Source organism: Nitrosospira sp. TNL300, from assembly GCF_055385915.1.
Genome location: NZ_AP041005.1, coordinates 3,166,541 through 3,185,841, shown reverse-complemented (window position 1 = coordinate 3,185,841; position 19,301 = coordinate 3,166,541). Strand labels below are relative to the sequence as shown.

19 protein-coding genes are annotated in these 19,301 nt (G+C 53.2%); 13 read left to right on the top strand and 6 right to left on the bottom strand.

Annotated features, from left to right (window positions below; translation table 11 throughout):
* Positions 1 to 26: 26 nt before the first annotated feature.
* Positions 27 to 1,013: a signal recognition particle-docking protein FtsY gene (ftsY, locus tag ACZ5BW_RS14640; RefSeq protein ID WP_464541235.1), complete on the bottom strand. Its 987-nt coding sequence runs from the start codon at positions 1,011 to 1,013 to the stop codon at positions 27 to 29.
* A gap of 104 nt (positions 1,014 to 1,117) precedes the next feature.
* On the opposite strand from ftsY, the gene ACZ5BW_RS14635 reads away from it, so the two are divergent.
* The 5 genes from ACZ5BW_RS14635 (at position 1,118) to ACZ5BW_RS14615 (ending at position 5,231) form a co-directional block, all read left to right on the top strand.
* Positions 1,118 to 2,536: a M16 family metallopeptidase gene (locus ACZ5BW_RS14635; protein ID WP_464541233.1), complete on the top strand. Its 1,419-nt coding sequence runs from the start codon at positions 1,118 to 1,120 to the stop codon at positions 2,534 to 2,536.
* 16 nt (positions 2,537 to 2,552) lie between these two features.
* The gene (locus ACZ5BW_RS14630; RefSeq protein WP_464541231.1) at positions 2,553 to 3,863 is read left to right on the top strand and encodes a M16 family metallopeptidase; all 1,311 of its coding nucleotides are present in this window, start codon (positions 2,553 to 2,555) and stop codon (positions 3,861 to 3,863) included.
* A gap of 63 nt (positions 3,864 to 3,926) precedes the next feature.
* Entirely contained in the window at positions 3,927 to 4,478 is a 552-nt protein-coding gene (gene rsmD / locus ACZ5BW_RS14625) for a 16S rRNA (guanine(966)-N(2))-methyltransferase RsmD (RefSeq protein ID WP_464541229.1), read from the top strand.
* A complete protein-coding gene (gene coaD, locus ACZ5BW_RS14620; RefSeq protein WP_464541227.1) occupies positions 4,471 to 4,968 on the top strand; it encodes a pantetheine-phosphate adenylyltransferase in 498 nt (165 codons plus the stop codon). The genes rsmD and coaD overlap by 8 nt, the downstream gene beginning before the upstream one ends.
* A 2-nt stretch (positions 4,969 to 4,970) precedes the next feature.
* Complete coding sequence (locus tag ACZ5BW_RS14615) at positions 4,971 to 5,231, top strand: YfhL family 4Fe-4S dicluster ferredoxin (protein WP_464541225.1); 261 nt, start codon at positions 4,971 to 4,973, stop codon at positions 5,229 to 5,231.
* A gap of 25 nt (positions 5,232 to 5,256) precedes the next feature.
* Here the strand turns inward: ACZ5BW_RS14615 and ACZ5BW_RS14610 are convergent, their stop codons facing one another.
* The 3 genes from ACZ5BW_RS14610 to ACZ5BW_RS14600 form a co-directional block, all read right to left on the bottom strand.
* Positions 5,257 to 5,991 (bottom strand): YggS family pyridoxal phosphate-dependent enzyme, encoded by a 735-nt coding sequence (locus ACZ5BW_RS14610; RefSeq protein ID WP_464541223.1) that lies wholly within the window; start codon positions 5,989 to 5,991, stop codon positions 5,257 to 5,259.
* A gap of 151 nt (positions 5,992 to 6,142) precedes the next feature.
* Positions 6,143 to 9,667, bottom strand: coding sequence for a DNA polymerase III subunit alpha (gene dnaE, locus ACZ5BW_RS14605; protein WP_464541221.1), 3,525 nt, complete (start codon positions 9,665 to 9,667; stop codon positions 6,143 to 6,145).
* 231 nt (positions 9,668 to 9,898) lie between these two features.
* Complete coding sequence (locus ACZ5BW_RS14600) at positions 9,899 to 10,897, bottom strand: YheT family hydrolase (RefSeq protein WP_464543728.1); 999 nt, start codon at positions 10,895 to 10,897, stop codon at positions 9,899 to 9,901.
* Between the two features lie 424 nt (positions 10,898 to 11,321).
* Here ACZ5BW_RS14600 and ACZ5BW_RS14595 point away from each other — a divergent pair, with 424 nt between their 5' ends.
* The 4 genes from ACZ5BW_RS14595 to ACZ5BW_RS14580 all read left to right on the top strand — a co-directional run bounded on the left by ACZ5BW_RS14595 (position 11,322) and on the right by ACZ5BW_RS14580 (position 12,810).
* Entirely contained in the window at positions 11,322 to 11,651 is a 330-nt protein-coding gene (locus ACZ5BW_RS14595) for a hypothetical protein (protein ID WP_464541219.1), read from the top strand.
* Positions 11,652 to 12,092: 441 nt separating this feature from the next.
* Positions 12,093 to 12,344: a hypothetical protein gene (locus ACZ5BW_RS14590; protein ID WP_464541217.1), complete on the top strand. Its 252-nt coding sequence runs from the start codon at positions 12,093 to 12,095 to the stop codon at positions 12,342 to 12,344.
* Positions 12,341 to 12,463, top strand: a complete 123-nt coding sequence (locus ACZ5BW_RS14585; RefSeq protein ID WP_464541215.1) for a hypothetical protein — start codon at positions 12,341 to 12,343, stop codon at positions 12,461 to 12,463. The genes ACZ5BW_RS14590 and ACZ5BW_RS14585 overlap by 4 nt, the downstream gene beginning before the upstream one ends.
* Complete coding sequence (locus tag ACZ5BW_RS14580; protein WP_464541213.1) at positions 12,460 to 12,810, top strand: HVO_A0114 family putative DNA-binding protein; 351 nt, start codon at positions 12,460 to 12,462, stop codon at positions 12,808 to 12,810. The genes ACZ5BW_RS14585 and ACZ5BW_RS14580 overlap by 4 nt, the downstream gene beginning before the upstream one ends.
* Positions 12,811 to 12,998: 188 nt before the next feature.
* On the opposite strand, the gene ACZ5BW_RS14575 is transcribed toward ACZ5BW_RS14580, so the two are convergent.
* Positions 12,999 to 13,502, bottom strand: coding sequence for an SRPBCC family protein (locus ACZ5BW_RS14575; protein WP_464541211.1), 504 nt, complete (start codon positions 13,500 to 13,502; stop codon positions 12,999 to 13,001).
* Positions 13,503 to 13,628: 126 nt separating this feature from the next.
* Entirely contained in the window at positions 13,629 to 14,567 is a 939-nt protein-coding gene (locus tag ACZ5BW_RS14570) for an IS110 family RNA-guided transposase (protein ID WP_464541209.1), read from the bottom strand.
* Between the two features lie 346 nt (positions 14,568 to 14,913).
* Between ACZ5BW_RS14570 and ACZ5BW_RS14565 the strand changes: the two genes are divergently transcribed.
* The 4 genes from ACZ5BW_RS14565 (at position 14,914) to ACZ5BW_RS14550 (ending at position 19,268) form a co-directional block, all read left to right on the top strand.
* Positions 14,914 to 15,282, top strand: coding sequence for an SOS response-associated peptidase family protein (locus ACZ5BW_RS14565; RefSeq protein WP_464543727.1), 369 nt, complete (start codon positions 14,914 to 14,916; stop codon positions 15,280 to 15,282).
* 478 nt (positions 15,283 to 15,760) lie between these two features.
* Positions 15,761 to 16,642, top strand: coding sequence for a hypothetical protein (locus tag ACZ5BW_RS14560; RefSeq protein WP_464541207.1), 882 nt, complete (start codon positions 15,761 to 15,763; stop codon positions 16,640 to 16,642).
* An 82-nt stretch (positions 16,643 to 16,724) separates the two neighbouring features.
* Complete coding sequence (locus tag ACZ5BW_RS14555; protein ID WP_464541205.1) at positions 16,725 to 17,750, top strand: hypothetical protein; 1,026 nt, start codon at positions 16,725 to 16,727, stop codon at positions 17,748 to 17,750.
* A gap of 162 nt (positions 17,751 to 17,912) precedes the next feature.
* The gene (locus ACZ5BW_RS14550; protein ID WP_464540020.1) at positions 17,913 to 19,268 is read left to right on the top strand and encodes an IS5 family transposase; all 1,356 of its coding nucleotides are present in this window, start codon (positions 17,913 to 17,915) and stop codon (positions 19,266 to 19,268) included.
* Positions 19,269 to 19,301 lie beyond the last annotated feature (33 nt).

Genomic DNA, 19,301 nt, shown 5'->3' with positions numbered 1-19,301 from the left:
CAACTCCATCCTTTTCGTATATTCCCTCAATCAAACAATGCCTCGACAAATTCGCTTGCGACGAAAGGCCTCAAATCGTCCAGACCCTCACCTACACCGATAAACCGGACCGGCAACGGGACTTTTTGCTGGCGTTGGCGGGCGATGGCGGCAAGCACGCCTCCTTTTGCAGTTCCATCCAGCTTGGTGACAATGAGACCTGTCAGGCCAAGGGCATCGTCAAATGCCTGTACCTGATTGACTGCATTCTGCCCGGTATTCGCATCCAGAACCAGTAACGTTTCATGAGGCGCGCCGGGCTCGGTTTTGGCAATAACGCGCTTCACTTTTTTTATTTCCTCCATGAGGTGCAGTTGTGTTGCCAGCCTTCCGGCAGTGTCCGCCAGTACGATATCGATGCCGCGCGCTTTTGCCGCATTGACGGCATCGAATATGACCGCCGCCGGATCACCTCTTTGTTGACCGTTGCTTTCCTGTGCGATCACCGCGACGCGGTTGCGTTCCCCCCACGCCATCAGTTGCTCGCGCGCTGCGGCACGGAAGGTATCGCCTGCGGCGAGCAGCACGGACCTGCCCTGCAGTTGATAATAATGCGCGAGTTTTCCGATGGAAGTGGTTTTTCCAGCGCCGTTCACCCCGGTGAGCATGATGATGAAAGGCCGATGAGTGCCGGTATCAAGGGGTTGCGCAAGCGGCTCCAGCAGATCGACCAGCGCTTCCTGCAACGCATCTTTGAGCTGCGACGCATCCGTCAGGCCGTTACGTTTGACTTTTCTGCGCAACTCCTCCAGCAGCCAGGTAGTGGCACTGACACCCGCATCCGCAGTGAGCAATATGGTTTCCATCTCCTCGTAGAGGTCTTCATCGATTGCTCCGCCACCGAAGAGACCCGAAAGGCGCTTGCCGAGATTGTCGCGCGTGCGAGACAGGCCTTGCCTGACCCTTACCCCCCAATTCGAATTCGTGGGTTCGCTCGTCGTGGAATCATTTTTGGATTTGAAGAAACTTGCCATTCTGGTAGGCTGTCAGTATTCGGGACTTCGATGTAAATCTCACGCAAATCTTATTCCGGATTTTATTCTGTTTATCCGGATTCAGGTATTAATTAAAAAAGAAGATGACTTATCCGTGTTTTCGCTTTTTGCCGACTTGTCGCCTTTTGCCGGCTTGCCTATGGGCAGCTCTCATAATTCCCATCTCGCTGTTCTCCCCCGCCGCTCCTGCCAGCACGCATGAATTCATTCTCGGTAACGGCTTGAGGCTCATCGTCAAGGAAGATCATCGTTCCCCGGTCGTCATCTCACAAATCTGGTACAAGGCGGGGAGCATTGACGAGGTAAACGGCAGGACTGGGGTCGCCCACGTGCTTGAGCACATGATGTTCAAGGGCACGAAGAAAGTACCGGGCGGCGAGTTTTCCCGCCTTATCGCAGCGGCGGGGGGGCGTGAAAACGCTTTCACTGGACAGGATTATACGGCCTATTTTCAGCAATTGCATAAATCCCGCCTGCCGCTGGCGATGGAACTGGAATCGGACCGGATGCGCAACCTGGTGCTGACAGAAGAGGAGTTTTCCAAGGAAATCAAAGTCGTGATGGAAGAACGGCGGTTACGTACGGATGATCAGGCGCGCTCCCTGGTGCATGAGACACTGATGGCGACCTCCTATCAGTCGCACCCTTACCGGCATCCGGTGATAGGCTGGATGAACGATCTGCAGAATATGACCGTGGAGGACGCCAGGCAGTGGTATGAACGCTGGTATGCGCCCAATAATGCTGTGCTTGTGGTGGTCGGGGATGTAGTCCCCAGGCAGGTCTTCGATCTGGCGCGAAAATACTACGGACAGATAAAAAAGGCGAAGTCCATACTGTCCCTGGATCAACGCAAGCCGCAGATCGAGCCGAAGCAGCTCGGCGTCAAGCGGCTGACAGTGAAGGCGCCGGCGCAGTTGCCCTACGTTGCAATGGCCTATCATGCTCCATCGCTGCGCAAGCCGGAAAAGGACTGGGAGCCGTACGCACTCGAAATGCTGGCGGGCGTGCTGGATGGGAACGAATCGGCGCGGCTCAATAAAGTACTGGTGCGTGAGCAGCGCGTCGCGAGCGCGGCAGGGGCCAGCTATGATTCCACCGCCCGGGGTCCCGCAGTGTTTTATCTCGATGGCACACCGAGCGAAGGAAAAACAGTGGTTGATGTAGAAGCGGCGTTGCGCGCCGAGATCGAAAAGCTCGTACGTGAGGGCGTGACAGAGGAGGAGCTTGCGCGTGTCAAGGCACAGGTGGTAGCGGGACACGTTTTTCAGCTCGATTCCATGTTTTTCCAGGCAATGCAGATCGGCCAGCTCGAAAGCATAGGCTTGTCATACCGGGATGTAGACATCATATTGCGTAAATTGCAGGCGGTTACTCCTGAACAGGTGCGCGATGTGGCAAAAAAATACCTGAAGGACGATAATCTGACGATTGCGGTACTCGATCCGCAGCCCCTGGAACAGAAAGCACCCGCGGCAGTACCGGCGGGGTTGCGGCATTAAGCGGCGAGGTTGAGAGATGGTCCGTCACCTGTTTTTCCTTCTGCTGGGTTTTTATTCTCAATGGGCGTACGCCACTCTGCCAATCCAGCACTGGCAGGCAGCCTCGGGTGCTCGCGTTTTCTTCATCGAAAGCCGCGACTTGCCCATTCTCGATGTGAGTGTGGATTTCAGTGCGGGTAGCAGCACCGACACACCTGATAAATCAGGCCGCGCGGCGATGGCCCTGCATCTCGTGAACCTGGGGGCGGGAGGATTGACCGAAGACCAGCTCACCAAGGGATTCGCTGATGTCGGCGCGCAGCTCGGCGCCCATTTCGATCAGGATCGGGCGGGGATTACGCTCAGAACATTGAGCAGCGCGCGCGAGCGTAGCCGCGCACTGGAATTGTTCGGCAAGGTCATCCAGCACCCGGAGTTTCCTGGATACGTCCTGGAGCGGGAAAAAGCGCGTGTCATTGCAGGGCTCAAGGAAGCGGATACCAAACCCGGCAATATTGCCGACCGATCGCTGATGAAAATGCTCTACGGTACCCATCCTTATGGACTGAGAGGTTCGGGTGAGATCGAGAGCGTGAGTAAACTGGGACGTCAGGATATGATCGATTTTCATCGGTTTCGCTATACGGCGGGAGACGCGGTTGTGTCCATTATGGGAGATGTAAGCCGTGACGAAGCTGCAGCGATTGCCGAATCCCTGACGAGGGATCTGTCACGCGAGAGACGGGGACAAAGCATTCCGGAAGTGAGGCCACCCGCACAGGGCACACAGCGGATCGCCCATCCGGCCACCCAGAGCCATATCCAGCTCGCCTATCCCGGGCTCAGACGCGATGATCCCGATTATTTTCCTCTCGTCGTGGGTAATCACATCCTTGGCGGAGGCGGATTCACCTCACGCCTGATGGAGGAAATCCGCCAGAAACGCGGGCTGGCCTACAGTGTTCACAGCTCGTTTACCCCCCTGAAAGAAGAAGGACCATTCGAGATTGCATTGCAAACCCAGAAAGAACAGTCTGAAGAGGCGCTTTCCATAACCCGGAAAGTCCTGGCTGATTTTATTGCCGGAGGGCCAACGGAAAAAGAACTGATCGAAGCCAAAAAAAATATCATCGGCAGCTTCCCGCTGCGCATCGACAGTAACAAGAAGATACTCGGGTACCTCGCCATGATCGGTTTTTACGATCTGCCCCTGACCTATCTGAATGATTACGTAAAGGCGGTATCGAAGGTAACCATCTCCCAGGTAACCCAGGCTTTCCAGAGACGCATCAACCCATCCGGCATGGTAACGGTAGTGGTGGGCCTTCCGGACACGAGTGGAAAGTAAAAGCACTTTTTGCAAGCCACTACCTCCTGACAGAAGTTTTTCTCTTTTTTCATCGCGCGCACGATGAGAAATAGGGTTCGAATCATAGGAGGTGAGTGGCGCAGCCGCATCCTGACTTTCCCCAATGATATGGACCTGCGTCCCACCCCTGACCGGGTGCGCGAGACGGTCTTCAATTGGTTGGGGCAGGATATGAGCCACAAGCGCTGCCTCGACCTGTTCGCGGGCAGCGGGGCAATGGGTTTCGAAGCAGCTTCGCGTGGAGCCGCGGAAGTCGTGATGGTGGAATCCAGCCCTGTGGTATTGAAAGCGCTTCGAGCCACAGCCCGGAAACTGGGAGCAACGCGCATTGAACTGGCGGGAGGCGATGCCATGAATTTTATTGATTCCGATCGACGCCGCTTCGATGTGATATTTCTCGATCCACCCTATCGTCTCGATCTGTTGCCCAGGCTACTGCCCAAATTGCACGCGCATCTTGCCGACGGAGGATTGGTCTATCTGGAAGACGATTGCCCCGCGGAGTTTGAGGGATGGGCAGTGCGGCACAGGGGGCATGCGGGAAAGGTGCGTTATCACTTATTGAGTTCCACAATAAATAAATTAAATGGATAAAGCGATATACCCCGGTACTTTCGATCCCATTACCCGGGGCCATGAAGATCTGGTGCGACGCGCCTCCGGTTTGTTCAGGGAAGTGGTGGTAGCGGTCGCTGCAAGCAGCGGAAAAAAACCGTTCTTTACACAGGATGAGCGGGTGGCGATGGTGCGCCAGGTGCTGATGGATTATCCCAACGTTAAAGTCATGCCGTTTTCAGGTTTGCTGATGGAGTTTGCGCAACAGCAGCATGCCAGGGTAATCCTGCGCGGTTTGCGTGCTGTCTCGGATTTCGAATATGAATTCCAGATGGCAGGAATGAATCGTACGCTTTATCCGGATGTCGAGACTTTGTTTCTTACGCCCTCCGAGCAATACATGTTTATATCCGCCACTATCGTGCGCGAAATCGCTTTATTCGGTGGCAATATAGAAAAGTTCGTGCATCCCCTTATTTCGACGCAGCTTAGAATGAAGATCGAGTCGAAGGATAAATCACCGAGGTAGCCATGGCTTTAATGATCACCGACGAATGCATCAATTGCGACGTGTGCCAGCCCGAGTGTCCGAACAGTGCCATTTCGCCCGGCGAGGAGTACTATGAAATAAACCCTGATCTGTGCACGGAATGCGTAGGACACCACGAAGAATCGCAGTGCGTGGAAGTATGTCCGGTAGACTGCATCGTTCTCAACCCGGATATCGTCGAAACCCGAGAGCAGCTATACAAAAAATACCTCGATCTTACCGGGCAAGCGATTCAGGGGTAGCCGATGTCGAACGAGCAAGGCTTGTTCAGGGCTGTGCCTGCCGGGCAAGCTCCTCCGGGATAGGGTAGCGCCTCGGCCCAAAAATGGCTGTACCGACCCGCACCATCGTTGCTCCTTCCTGAATGGCGAGTTCGAGGTCTTCCGACATCCCCATCGAGATGGTGTCCACATCATACCCGCTCTGCTTGAGCTGGTCGTAGGCTTCTTTCAGCATTTGGAACTGGCTGCGCTGCAAAGCGGTGAATTTGGTCAGTTCCGGGATTGCCATTACCCCCCGCAACCTCAACCGCGGCAATTCGACAACATGCGCTGCCAGATCCGCTACCTCTTCCGGTGCCACACCGCTTTTGCTGTCTTCCCCGCTTACATTGACTTGCAAGCATATCTGAAGCGGGGGAAGCGACGCGGGCCTGTCCTTTGATAAACGCTCGGCAATTTTTTTGCGGTCTACACTGTGTACCCACGCAAAGTTTTCTGCGATGCGTCGGGTCTTGTTGCTCTGTATAGGGCCGATGAAATGCCACTCGATTGGTAAATCGTTAAGCGCTGGCATTTTTTCCAGCGCTTCCTGCAAGTAGTTTTCGCCGAAAATGGTTTGTCCTGCGACAAACGCTTCCCGCAACCGCTCTGCGGGATTGGTTTTGCTCGCGGCCAAAAGCGTAATTTCCCCGGCTTGCCGGCCTGCCTTCTCTGCGATCTCTGCGATATGGGCTCTTACTTTTTTCAATCCAGAGGCGACGGTTGATGTGTTCGGTTCCAATTTTCTGCCTTTTACCAGCCACTCCGGGCAACTTGGTCCGTGAGGGTGGAACGATAGTTGAGGGTGTGCGTGAGCATAGTAGAACTACTCATCCCTGGGGTCAAGAATGCTTCCCATTCGAATCCTCTCCAGAGATAGTTGGTATAGATCATCAGTAGACGATTCTGACATTTTCCATCTTGAAATGCGCGGTCAGAGATTGCAGCGCCGGCTCATGCAGGGGGATGCGCCAGGCATCGCCCAGTTCGAGCTCACAGGCGGCATTCTGGCTCCGGTAGATAATCCGCACAGGACAGGCTTCAGCGTTGACGCCACTCGAATTACCGGCAGGTCCTTTTTTTGTGCCGACACTGCCGGCACCGAGTCGATAGGGCGCAAGCAGTTCTTTCAATCTGGTAGCGCTGGCGGATCCATTGCAATGCACCTCCACTCGCCTGGCGTAACGGGAGCGGGCGCTACCCAGATCATACAGCACATCGGCGGTTATCCGCAGTCCGTTTCCATACTCATCATCGCCCATCCTGTTACTGACTCTTGCTTCCGCGATCACAAGCTGGTCTTCCTTCAACCAGCTGCGGGCAGACTCGAACAGCTCGCTGTACGCAACGAGCTCCACCTGACCGCTCCCATCATCCAGCACGATCACGCCCATTCTGCCTCGCCGGGTTACCTGTATGCGTATTGCGTATACGATGCCTGCGAGGAGTTGCGGTTCCCGCTGAGGCACCAGTCGATCCAGCCGGGTGCGCACGAAATGATTCAATTCTTCCCTGTAGGCATTGAAGGGATGACCGCTCAAATAGAGCCCGAGAGCCAGTTTTTCATTTTTCAGCATTTCCTTTTCCGGCCATACGGGCACCTTGACTAAGGCCGGCCGCTCGATGACATCCGTTCCCTCCCCAAACAGGCTTACCTGGTTAATCGAGCGTTCCGCCTGCTCCGCCGATTCGAGGGCGATTCCAACCGATGCCAGCAAGGCTGCGCGATGGCTGTCGATGGCATCGAATGCGCCCGCGCGTATAAGGGATTCCACCACGCGCCGATTAACAATACGTTTATCTACCCGATGACAGAAATCGAACAAGTCGCTGAAAGGGCCTCCCTCACCGCGCGCCTGGATGATAGCCGCTATCGCCGATTCTCCCGTTCCTTTTACTGCCCCCAGGCCATACCGTATGGTTTTCTCGTCTACCGGGACAAAGCGATAACCGGACAGGTTGATATCGGGAGGCAGGATAACCAGTCCATTGGCAATGCTGTCCTCAAAAAATATGTGTACCTTGTCCGTATCATCCATGTCGGCAGACAGGGTGGCCGCCATGAATTCAGACGGATGATGCGCTTTCAGGTAGGCGGTCTGGAAGGCTATCAAGGCGTACGCGGCTGCATGGGATTTATTGAATCCATAGCCGGCGAATTTTTCCATCAGGTCGAACAATTCGGCAGCGCTGCCCTCTGTCAGCCCATTCTTCACTGCGCCGGACACGAAGATATCGCGCTGCAAAGCCATTTCCTCAGGCTTTTTCTTGCCCATCGCACGGCGCAGCAGATCGGCGCTCCCAAGGCTGTATCCGCCAATCACCTGTGCGATCTGCATCACCTGTTCCTGGTAAACCATGATCCCGTAGGTAGGCTCGAGTATCGGTTTCAGGCGCGGATCGAGATATTCCACCACCCGCTTGCCATGCTTGCGTTCGATAAATTCCGGGATCAGCGACATCGGTCCGGGACGATACAGGGCTACCAGCGCGATGATGTCTTCGAACCGGTCCGGCCTGGCCTTCTGCAAAAGGTCCTTCATGCCGCGCGATTCGAACTGGAAGATTCCCACCGCGTTACCTTGCCGCATCAGCCCGTAGGTACCGGGGTCATCCAGCGGCAGGTTCTCAAGCGAAAACGGCTGAGTTCCGGGACCATTCTCCGTCTTGCCCGACTCGCGCTGCCTGATATACCGCACGGTCCAGTCGAGTATGGTTAAAGTCCTCAATCCCAGAAAATCGAACTTCACCAGACCGATTTTCTCCACATCATCTTTATCAAGCTGGCTTACGACCGATTCTCCCCCGTCCGCGCAATATACAGGACAAAAATCGGTAATCTTTCCCGCGGCAATCAGCACGCCTCCCGCGTGCATGCCCACATTGCGCGTCAGTCCCTCCAGCCGTTCGGCCAACTCGAGCAGATTGCGGACCTCCTCCTCCGCTTCTGCGCGTTGATTCAATTGCGGCTCTTCCTTCCGCGCTTTTTTCAGGGTCATGCCCAGTTCGAAAGGAACCAGTTTTGCCAGCTGATCGACAAAGTTGTAAGGCAGGTCCAGCACCCTGCCCACATCCCTTACCACCGCCTTGGCCGCCATGGTGCCGAAAGTGGCGATCTGTGAAACGCTCTCGGCTCCGTATTTCTGTTTCACGTATTCGATGACATGCTCGCGCCCGTCCTGACAGAAGTCGATATCGAAGTCGGGCATGGAGACGCGTTCGGGATTGAGAAAGCGTTCGAACAACAGATCATAGCGGAGCGGGTCCAGATCGGTAATGCCGAGGGAATAAGCAACCAGCGAACCCGCTCCGGAACCCCGTCCCGGCCCGACCGGCACGTCATTCTGCTTGGCCCAGTTGATAAAATCAGCCACGATCAGAAAATATCCGGCAAAGCCCATTTGCACGATAGTATCGGCTTCGAAATCCAGCCGGGCGCGATACCTCGGCATCTCCGCAGCGCGTCGCTCGGGATCAGGAAAAAGCGCCCGCATGCGCTTTTCCAGGCCTGTGCTGGCCTGATTGCGCAGGTACAGTTCCAGGCTTTCGTTGTTCGGCGTCGGAAACTGGGGAAGACGATTGACTCCCAGTTCCAGGGCAAGATTGCATCGCCTGGCAACTTCTACGGTATTGGCAAGCGCCGAAGGTATGTCGGCAAATAAGGCGGCCATTTCCGCCTGGGTTTTGAAATATTGCTCCTCGGTACAATGCTTTGCGCGGCGGCGATCGCCCAGGACATAGCCCTGCGAAATGCAGACCCGCGCCTCGTGCGCGCGGTAGTCTTCCGGATTCAGGTATTGCACCGGGTGCGTTGCCACCACCGGGATACGCAAGGCCGCCGCCAAAGCAAGGGAACGTTGCACCAGCGCTTCGGCGTTGGCGTGCCCTGCCCGTTGCACTTCGATATAAAAGCGACCCGGGAAGAGTTCCGTCCACCCTTGTGCAAGGGTACGAGCCTGATCGAAGTCATTGTGTATAAGCGCCAGCCCTATGTCGCCCAGACTGGCGCCTGAAAGAGCAATCAGGCCTTCCGTTCCGAGATCGCCGTCGGTTAACCAGGATTTCCTGATTTCCGCCCGCCCCCGGTATTGATTTTCCCGGTAGGCGCGCGATAGCAGGCGGCACAGCGCGAGATAGCCGGGATAGGATTGACACAGCAGCAGCATTCGAGAGGATTTGTCCCGATCGATGTCGTTACTGATCCACACATCGCAGCCGACAATCGGCTTTATTCCTTTATTGCGCGCCTCCTGGTAAAACTTGATGAGGCCGAACAGGTTCGAGAGATCGGTCAGCGCCAGGGCTGGCATTCCATCGGCAACGGCTTTGGCTACCGCCTCGTCTATGCGAACGATGCCGTCTACTACGGAATACTCACTGTGCAACCGTAGATGAATAAACGTTGTCGGAGCAGGCACTTGGAGGACTGACGCGGCGAAAGGTTAGGGACTGTGGCAGCAAGCCGACTCGCGGGAAGCCGGCTAAATTACATGGGGCATTTTACACCAGTTAACCGCATTAAGGTCCCTGCCGAAGGACAACAGCTTTTGATCGGATGCCGTTCTGGACTCTGAGTTCGGTGCCAGCACGGCAGTATTTCTGAATGGGAAGCCTGAAAGGTGCGACGAAAAGTGCGACGACAATCGTGGTCAGGAAATCTGGGTTGCCGGCATTGCATCGCTGGCTTGCAGCACAGCCCGGTTCCCTTGCTTGCCAAAAAATCTGACGATTCTTTCCGGCAACCAGGTCAGCCTGCCGGGAAACGGGGAATCGAGGAAGCCTACATGCCCTCCCTCGTCCGGGTATTCTAGGACGACCCTGGAAGAAACATCTGCACAGGTGGGCAAGGCATGCGATGGCATGAACGGGTCATTGATTGCATTTACAACGAGGGTAGGCACCTCGATGTACTTGAGCCATGGTTTGCTGCTCGATTGATTCCAATAGTCTTCCGCATTGCGAAAACCATGGAGCGGCGCGGTTACGAGATTGTCGAACTCATACAGCGTAGTGCAGGCGCCGACCGCGGCTGGATCGAACAAATCCGGAAAGAGGTCGAGTTTCCCGACTGCCTTGCGCTTGAGCGTATCGAGAAAATGGCGCGTGTAGAGCAGATTGAAGCCGGAAGCGAGAGCATTCCCCGCGGCGGCAAGATCGAGGGGCACGGAAACGACCACAACTCCATCCACCAACCGGCACGCCTGCCTGCCCTGTTCACCCAGCCATTTCAGCAGTGCGTTGCCTCCCAGCGATACCCCGACCGCATAAATCGAAGAGTGCTGCATGCCGGACTGCCTTTCTCTGATGTTGATGCGTTCCAATACCCAATGGATCTCTGCCGAATCGCCCGCATGATAGGCGCGCGGCAGCCGATTCGGTGAACCGGAGCAGCCACGAAAATGTACCACCGCCGCGCGCCAGCCTATCTCCTGAAACAGGGTCATGGTGCTCACGACATAGTGGCTGTTCGAGCTTCCTTCGAGGCCATGAAACAGCACTACCAGGGGCGCGTCCCTCGCACCCTCCAGCCAGTCGATGTCGATGAAATCCCCATCGTCCAGTTCCCAGCGCTCGCGCCGATAGGGAATCGAAGGGCGGGCAAGAAAATAGGGATAGATGGTTTGGGCGTGACCGCCCCGCAGCCACATCGGGGCGACATAAGGTCTTGCTGGCTGAATGGATAGGGAGGAAAGGAATGTTTTCACATCAGGTCTTATAATCCTTGCCATCTCGGAATGAGCGAACTGCCGCGCTCGACACGTTTTAAATATAGCAATAAAAAAAGCGGATGGTCCAGCTGAAGATTTCCTTGTGCTCCTGATTGTTGCCGGCACCCATTATAGACAAGAGCTCAGCTCCATGAATCGGCTGAAGGCAAGACCGACCTGTATCGCACATCGGAACAGCAGTACTATAATAGATGTACCTTCGCACTTCCATTTTGCAATTGCCCGTTTTGAAGTTATCGGGACGCCAGGAAGAGAAACAATATTTCGTCCATCTCGGTTGATCTTCATCCCGCGCAGATCCCGCTGAACGCCAAGTCATGAATCTGAATCTTTAAGGAGCAGCATGAAAAACCTGTTTTTGTTATTGTTTCTCTTGGTTTTTTCCAGCACCGTTAGCGCCACCGAAGAGGATTACAAGCTGTGTACGATAGGAGGTTATTTTTCAGGCACAAACGACAAATTCCTGAGCGGATTAGCCGCCCATATTGCCGAAAAGAAGCATGTTTTTGGTGACCCCATTTGCGATGCGGCGTGGGCGAACGGCTACAGAGTCGGCGAAAAGCTGACGAAGACGGGAAAGATCAAGGACCCATCCGAGCGGGAGATTATCCAGCAGGCAACCGCATTCAGTTCGAAGATATACGAGACAATCAGTTCGCGCGTAAAATTTTAGTGGCATCCGGTCCAGTTTCCATTTCCGCTGTTTCTGCAAAAATCCGGGCATAAGTACTGGAGCGGACATTCCCCTCACAAGTTCAAGCTCAGCGCAAGATTTTTGTTTGCGCAAGGAATTTTTTAATGACTCGCGTCTAAGACTGTGCGAGCGAAGTTTTTCGAGCGCGTTTGCTGTTCCTGATAAAGCAGGACAGAGTCAGCAGGCAGGTTTGAGCCGCAACCTTCCTTCAATTATCCCCTCATTACCCCGAAATATCTGGATTGTCTTGCTTCACAGAAGCAGGTGTTACTGCTCCCATAGCGTTTATTGATATCCTGGGAAGAAACCGGGAGCGGTTATCGCTATGAGTTTGAACGGCAGTTCAATCAGTGCGTATTTTTTGAGCGCATGGGCGACCTATCTGATGCAATGAATATCATCGGATGATATTATTAAATCATGGAGCCTGATACGAGACTTGATGTCCTGCTTGATCTTAACGGCTATATCGTCGATCAGGATTTGGGATGTTGGGTCAAGGTCGAGGCATGGCAGGTAATTGCAACCCCCGAAATTCCTCATGGTATCCGCTATCCGCTATTCGCTCACGCTCCACGAACCGTATGGAAAACGAATCATGGGATACGACAACAGCCACGCCGTAAAGCTGCCGAAGAAATTCAAATATGCCGGGCAGCGGCTAGCGTATGACCATAAGCATCGTCACAATTTCGGACAAAGGAGTTCCTTACGAATTCAAGGATGCCTACCAGTTGCTTGCTGATTTCTTTGAAGAAGTGGATCGTGTGCTGAAGGAAATGAGGTTATGAAAAGAATTGTGATTGGCATCATGCCGCAAGAGAAAATCCGTGAACGCATGCTGGCCATAGCGAAAGGTGCCTATAAACCTGAGCCGGATGAACCGAAGGTATGGTTTACCTCGATGAAATCGCTTGCCGAGGTCTTGAGTGACGAAAATCGTGCCTTGCTTGCAATTATCCAGGAGTCTCAACCTGCATCGATTGCTGGTCTTGCAGCGATTACCGGACGAAAGCCGAGCAATCTCTCCCGTACTCTGAAGACCATGTCTCATTATGGAATTGTGGAAATGCGGCGCGAGAATCGGCATATGCGGCCTATCGTCAATGCTACCGAATTTCAAATTCTAGCTAGTTAATCATCGAGAACCTCTGCATCCGCAAGTAGGCTCAAGAATGATGCAAACCGGAGGGTAAATCTCCTCCTGCATTGCGGAGGGCGGAATTGCGAGTTAGCTTCCGACCAGGGCAGGAAGAAGGTAGGACAGGGTACTTCGCGTGCTACGGTTTGCCTTAACAGCGTTTGACGCGAACGCAATCGCTTTCACTAGTCATCGCTCATCCTGTTTCTCTCTGCCCTTTCTCTTTCTTTAAGGCCAGCCCTCTTCCTCCTGATTATTTCGTTTCTCATTTCATTGAATTGCTCCCGCATTTCATGCTCGATGAAGATCTTTCCCACTGCCGCAGGAATCCAGACTTTTGGGATAGCCTCAGTACGATGGACCACGCGAGTCACCCCGGCCTCATCAGTCAGGTAAGTAGTACCTTCCAATTTGCGCATGTTGCCACTGATCAGATGCGTTAATATCGTATGGTAAGGGATCAATCTTACTTCCCGTGTTGACTCGAACGGATAGCGGATGGGGCCGTAAGCGGCAGCGCCGCGTTGGAAAATAGTAAACTTGTCTTCAGAAACACCGACAATCTTGCTCTCCTTCAAGTTGGAGACAAAATCAGCCATACCGTCGAAGTCGGTGAGCACGTCCCAGACCTCCTGCTGACTTGCTGGCACAGCAAAATTAAGATCAATAATAATGTTTTCCCCGACCATGTTAACCTGAACTTCAATGTCTCTACCCTGGGGCGAGTCTGCTGACGATCCTGCCATGAATGGCACTGACCACAAGAATAGCAAAAAGGAAGCGTTTCTCATTGGCAGCACAAGAGAGCAACCGTGTCAAGGGGTGATTAAATTCTTCCAAGGGGTTTGAGTTTTTATAATCACATTTACGGTTGTCAGGAGTTTGCGCATGCAGGCTGTCATGGCTACCTTGAAAGGTTTGCCAGAGGCGATCAGGCGTTCAAAGAATTGCCTGATTGCCGGGTTACAGCGTTTGGCCGTCAGAGTCGCCATATACAGCACGCAATGCACGTCGCACCACCCTCCCCGAATGTATCGCTGTCCACGCCTCTGGCCGCTGTCATCATTGAAGGGGGCTACGCCAGCCAAAGCAGCAATTTGTCCCCGATTGAGGCATCCCAGTTCAGGCAGTCTGGCAAGCAGGGTGAAGATCGTTACCTTGCCCACGCCTGGTATGGAATCCAGCAGTTCCACTTTCTCCTTCCATGCCTCCGAGTTACGCAGCCGCTGATCCAGGTCACGCTCGAATCTTTCAATGCGCCGATCCAGCCAGACAATGTGTTCCTTGATATCACGCTTTGCCACCGGCAATACTGTTCCCAATCGGGCCTTTTCCTGGGCACGCATTACCACCAGTTGCATGCGCCGATCCAGAAGCTCCGCCAGCTCGCGCTGCGCTTCATCAGGCAGGGCACGCACAGGCGGATCAATGACCTGGCCAAATAGCGCCAATACTCGGGCATCAAGCCGATCTGTCTTGGCTAGAATACCGCTTGCTTTGGCAAAGTCACGCACCCGTTTGGGATTGATCACCACAACCGGCAAACCCGCTGCCGCCAGGCAAGCAGCCAGGTTGGTTTCATATCCGCCGGTTGCTTCCAGCACAATACGCTCCACTCCACTTCCCCTTAACAATTCAACCAGGGCTGCAATGCCTTCCTCATCATTGCTAAACTGCTGGGGCGCACTCTGCGGCAAACAGTCAAAATCAAGCCAAGCCTTGCTAACATCAATTCCCACAAATTTAATTTCCATATTGCTTATCCCTGCCTTGTATTCAATGCGGTTTGTCACCTCACAACCGTTCGGGTTTGGGCAACTGGCAATTAATCAGTTGGGACTGTCGATCTTCGCTCTCTCCCGAACTTGACATGCAGAGCCTGGGCCAGTCGATCTGGCAATCCCTAAATGCTATTTTCTAACATACAAGGGCCGTACCTATTTCGGGAGTTGTTCGCTTGTATCGGAAAGTGGTTTAACAAGTTTATTCTAGGCGGGTAAGTAAATGTTGCCGTACCGCGCTTATTGTCTGGCATTCTTAAAGTTCGGAGAAATACCGGCAATAGAAACTCATTCCAGAGCATCCAAGGAGTTGGCCAAGGTGATCAATGCCCAGCTTAAAGAAGAAGCTGCTGCAAAGAAAAGGCCCTGGATAAACGTCCGGATCGAGAAAGCCCTAACGGGGCCCTATTTCCGCCACATGTTTCACGAAAGGCGAGTAATCATTCCCGCGAGTGGATGGTTTGAGTGGTTGCTTGAAGGGGGAAAGAAGCAACCTTGGTATATCTCCGTCTGGTGTTGGATAAATCCGGAAACACCAGTAGAGGAAGCGGCCCATATTGCCCGAGCAGGTCGCTGCCGACTGAAGAGTTCGATGTGGCGCGTGAGTCGGGAGGTGAATCCGGCTGATCCGAACAACAATCGGAGAGAGTTGCTGGCGCCCCTCGAAAGTACATCGTGCAATCAATGACAAAGGTTCAAGCTTATCCTGCCAAACCATTTTTTTATGCCAAAGCCTGGTGGTGGTTGTGCGGGGAAATAAAGTCGAAAAACTGAACATCTTGGGTGAATTTCCCAGGCTCTGGATTCATATCAGCTTGATATTATAAATAAAAATGATCTGGCACGGCTATTGCTTGAAGCCTGGATATCTTTAGCGATTATTTAGTACGTTCGTTAATCAAGCCCGTTTGGGGTAACCATTGTGCCTGCTTTCGGGCAGGACCGAGTGCGATGGCTTACGGGACTCATCCCCCACGGTTTTACGCTCTAGCGTGAGGATGTTTTTCGTGCCATCTAATCCTCGCCGCGTTACAGTCATTGAGAAAAGCCCTTGTCGTCTGAATTTTTCCCATATAGGGGAATGGCAGCAGAATCACTTATCCGGCAATCTTCCCGCCTTGCGCAGGAAGCCTGCCAAAAGCTAGCGAAGTAAATAAAGAGATCAAATGACTTACGTCCTATTTGACTACAAACCGGGCAGCATTGAGGCCCGATTCAGTCATGAACTGGAATTCGACTTCATCGAACTCGATATTCGAATGACTGGAGATATCGCTACAACTACCGAATGTGATGAGCACGGCCGCAAGACGGAGCCGGTAAGTTACCAAAAGGAATCGGTCGATTTTACGATTTATATTTCATCGGTATTTTGTCCCTTCAAAGACTTCATACGCTTTCTGGAAGCGATTACCCTGGATGTGCAGGAATGCGCATTTGACTGGGAAGCAGAAGGTCCGGACGGACGCATGCATTGGCTTCGGCGCTTACCTCAAGACACCGGATTTCTTACGGTGGAATGGATGTCATCGAAGGAGAACTTCAGTCATCGGATGATGTTGAATACTCGCGAAACAGTAAGCACACTCTATCTGGCTTTTCGAGCATTTGTCGACTCGCCCGAGTACGATCCGTTACGGTACGAAAAGCTGAATTATGGCGAAAGTTTTGCGTTGATGCTCTCTGATGCGTCTCTGTGCGATCTCGCTGAAAGGCTTGCGCAGATGAACGCTGACACGGCAAAAATGGTACTCCAAAGTCTGGCGAATAGTGTTGATGATAGGCACATGAAGGGACCCAAACTGAGCTTCCCCATCAAGCATTTTCTTGAGGCAAGTGAGCCTGTTGAGGCTTCGAGTAAGTACGAGTGGGTTGATCCCGAGTGGGACACCTGGGATACCAGCCGCCGCCTGATTCAGCTGGAAAAAATATTCAGCTGGGGAGGCATGAGCTGGGACGGCCACAATTTGCGCCAAATGAGATCGAAGTTGATTGAAGACTGGCTGTCGCTACCTGAAGCTGTAGCTGCTCGCACTAATACCACTTGAGTTCATGATTTCCAGTGTTGCACTCGACGGAGCATTAGCGATCTCCCGCACCTAATTGGAGTCCCCACAGGAGTCACTTCTTATGCTTCCGGAAACGCTTCGCCTGCAGCGTCTTGGCATATACCGTTACGTACCCAAAGGCCATCTCTTTCTGGATGATCCGATCGTGTCTGATCTGCTTCTGGATGAAGGGCAGAGCGGAGATACGTACGCCGGACACAAGCCAGAAATAATAGGCACGAATTTCGGTTACGAGCCTGGAAGTATCAAGGCGTGTTTTACTCAGAAGGAATTCGATTATATCTATCTCGATATCAGCTTAACTGGCCACGTTGTCATACAAACGCACCTTCAAAGTCACAACGATCCTGGAACGCCGATTCGGCACCAAAAGAAAGGCATCGATTTAGCGCTGCACATAACATCGCAGGAATGTCCGTTCAAGGATTTCGTTACTTTTCTTGAGGCTATCGCCATAGATGTCGAAGAGTGCGCCTTCAATTGGGACGCCGAATTCTGCTATGGGCGGCTGTACTGGGAGCGCCGCTTCCCCAAAGACACCGGATTTCTCACGGTCGAATGGAGTACGTCCAAGGAGCAGCTGAGCCACAGAATGATGCTGAACACGCGCCAGACGGTAGGCGCCCTTTATTTGGCATTCAGGGCCCTCGTCCAATCATCTGACTACGATCGGTTACGGTACGAAGGGGTTACCTATGGGGAGGCTTTTGCGCTACTGCTGTCCAACGCTTCGCTTGATGATCTTGTCAGAGAATTTGTTCGAAGGAACGCCCTTGAAGCAAAAGGCCTTCTCCTGAGACTGGGGCAGATATATAGCAGTCGAAGTACTGATGGACAAAAAAACGAAACCCGGCCTATTGAGTACTTTCTGGAGAAAATGGATCCCACTGATCTCTGGAACGATTACCGCGAGTACCATGGATGGATCGGTCCTGAGTGGGACACATGGAATATAGATCAACGAAAAAATCAGCTGGAAACGCTGCTCAGTTATAGAAATCATGACTGGGAAGGGAATAATCTGCAAAAAGCCAGATCGGAGCTGATCGAAGAGTGGCTTGTCTTGGAATCTTTGCCGTTCCTGTAAGCGGGTCAGGAACGGTCGAAAGTTGGAGAAGAAACGAGGGTTAATAATCTAGTCGCTCCTGAAATACGGCCTAATCCTTATAGATATTAGCATTGAGGGGTATACAACGGCTGATGGAATTGCCAGAATTGGGAATATTTTCCCTGGATTTCTGGTGAATTCATGAAGCCGAAGAAGCAAGAGAGGCCTGCGTGTGATGACATGTTTCGCCTGCGTTTGCAACACATACTCGATCAACGGCATGCGTTGTATCGGCTGGCGGAGAAGATTGACTGGAATGCAGCAGAAGCGCGCTTTGGCAGGCTGTATGCCGAGGAAGGGCGTCCTGGTATTGCGATCCGGCTCATGGTGGGATTGCACTACCTCAAACACGCCTTTAACGAATCGGATGAAAGCGTAGTGGCACGCTGGGTAGAAAATCCTTATTGGCAATACTTCTGCGGGGAAGAATACTTCCGTCACACCTTGCCGATTGATCCGAGCCAGATGACGCGGTTTCGGCAGCGGATCGGCAAGCAGGGTTGTGAATTCATGCTTGCTCTTACGGTTAAGGCCGGACTTGAAACCAGGACCGTATCCAGAGCCTCGCTGGCCGTGGTAAATGTGGACACCACAGTGCAAGACAAAGCCATTGCATTTCCGACCGATGCCAGGCTCTACCACAAAGCCAGAGGCGCGTTGGTGAGAATGGCCAAAGGTATGGGCATTGGGCTTCGTCAGAGCTATGAGCGCTTATCCAAAGTAGCGCTAGCCAAACATGGGCGCTATGCTCATGCCCGGCAGATGCAGCGCGCCAAACGTGAACAGAAGCGGCTCAAGACCTATCTTGGACGAGTGATCCGTGACATCGAACGCAAAGTGGCGGCTGGGCAAATACCAGGGGAACAGGAACAGTCCAAGCTCAAGCGATTGCTGGAGGTTAGCCAGCGTATCCAGGCACAACAACGCCACGACAAAGGCAAGGTGTACAGCGTGCATGCACCCGAAGTCGAATGCATTGCCAAAGGCAAAGCCCACAAGCCTTATGAATTCGGCGTCAAGGTAGGAGTGGTCACCACCAGCAAGGAGAGCTTCGTCATCGGCATGCAAGCCTTACCCGGCAATCCCTATGACGGACACACGCTTAAAGCATCTTTGGCGCAGGCACGGCGGCTGACTGGACGGGTGCCCAGGCAAGTGTACGTGGATCGGGGTTATCGCGGTCATGGCATTGCTTCAGATCGGATAAAGGTATGGGTTGCCGGCGCCAAACGAGGTGTCACGGTACCCATCAGGAAGAAGCTAAAGCGCCGTAATGCCGTGGAGCCCGTAATTGGGCATATGAAAGCCGATGGGCGCCTGGCAAGAAACTTCCTCAAAGGTACAGCAGGTGATGCCATGAATGCTCTCTTGTGCGGTGCTGGGCACAATCTGCGTAAGATTCTGCGCCGAGTGGCGCTTTTGTACGCCTACATTCTGCAATGCCTGGAACATAAACAAAGTGAACACACCCATCAGTTCCTGATGCTTGTCCGCTAAAAACAGGTTTTTCAGGGACGACTAATCTACAGA

Bases quoted from the DNA above. Each gene is read 5' to 3' on its own strand.
- ACZ5BW_RS14575 (WP_464541211.1), bottom strand. From the start codon at position 13,502: ATGGTCGGGGAAAACATTATTATTGATCTTAATTTTGCTGTGCCAGCA.
- ACZ5BW_RS14585 (WP_464541215.1), top strand. From the start codon at position 12,341: ATGACCATAAGCATCGTCACAATTTCGGACAAAGGAGTTCCTTACGAA.
- ACZ5BW_RS14555 (WP_464541205.1), top strand. From the start codon at position 16,725: ATGCTTCCGGAAACGCTTCGCCTGCAGCGTCTTGGCATATACCGTTAC.
- ACZ5BW_RS14550 (WP_464540020.1), top strand. From the start codon at position 17,913: ATGAAGCCGAAGAAGCAAGAGAGGCCTGCGTGTGATGACATGTTTCGC.
- ftsY (WP_464541235.1), bottom strand. From the start codon at position 1,013: ATGGCAAGTTTCTTCAAATCCAAAAATGATTCCACGACGAGCGAACCC.
- ACZ5BW_RS14595 (WP_464541219.1), top strand. From the start codon at position 11,322: ATGAAAAACCTGTTTTTGTTATTGTTTCTCTTGGTTTTTTCCAGCACC.
- ACZ5BW_RS14630 (WP_464541231.1), top strand. From the start codon at position 2,553: ATGGTCCGTCACCTGTTTTTCCTTCTGCTGGGTTTTTATTCTCAATGG.
- ACZ5BW_RS14600 (WP_464543728.1), bottom strand. From the start codon at position 10,897: ATGTGGCTGCGGGGCGGTCACGCCCAAACCATCTATCCCTATTTTCTT.
- coaD (WP_464541227.1), top strand. From the start codon at position 4,471: ATGGATAAAGCGATATACCCCGGTACTTTCGATCCCATTACCCGGGGC.
- ACZ5BW_RS14570 (WP_464541209.1), bottom strand. From the start codon at position 14,567: ATGGAAATTAAATTTGTGGGAATTGATGTTAGCAAGGCTTGGCTTGAT.
- ACZ5BW_RS14635 (WP_464541233.1), top strand. From the start codon at position 1,118: ATGACTTATCCGTGTTTTCGCTTTTTGCCGACTTGTCGCCTTTTGCCG.
- ACZ5BW_RS14580 (WP_464541213.1), top strand. From the start codon at position 12,460: ATGAAAAGAATTGTGATTGGCATCATGCCGCAAGAGAAAATCCGTGAA.
- ACZ5BW_RS14615 (WP_464541225.1), top strand. From the start codon at position 4,971: ATGGCTTTAATGATCACCGACGAATGCATCAATTGCGACGTGTGCCAG.
- ACZ5BW_RS14560 (WP_464541207.1), top strand. From the start codon at position 15,761: ATGACTTACGTCCTATTTGACTACAAACCGGGCAGCATTGAGGCCCGA.
- rsmD (WP_464541229.1), top strand. From the start codon at position 3,927: ATGAGAAATAGGGTTCGAATCATAGGAGGTGAGTGGCGCAGCCGCATC.
- ACZ5BW_RS14590 (WP_464541217.1), top strand. From the start codon at position 12,093: ATGGAGCCTGATACGAGACTTGATGTCCTGCTTGATCTTAACGGCTAT.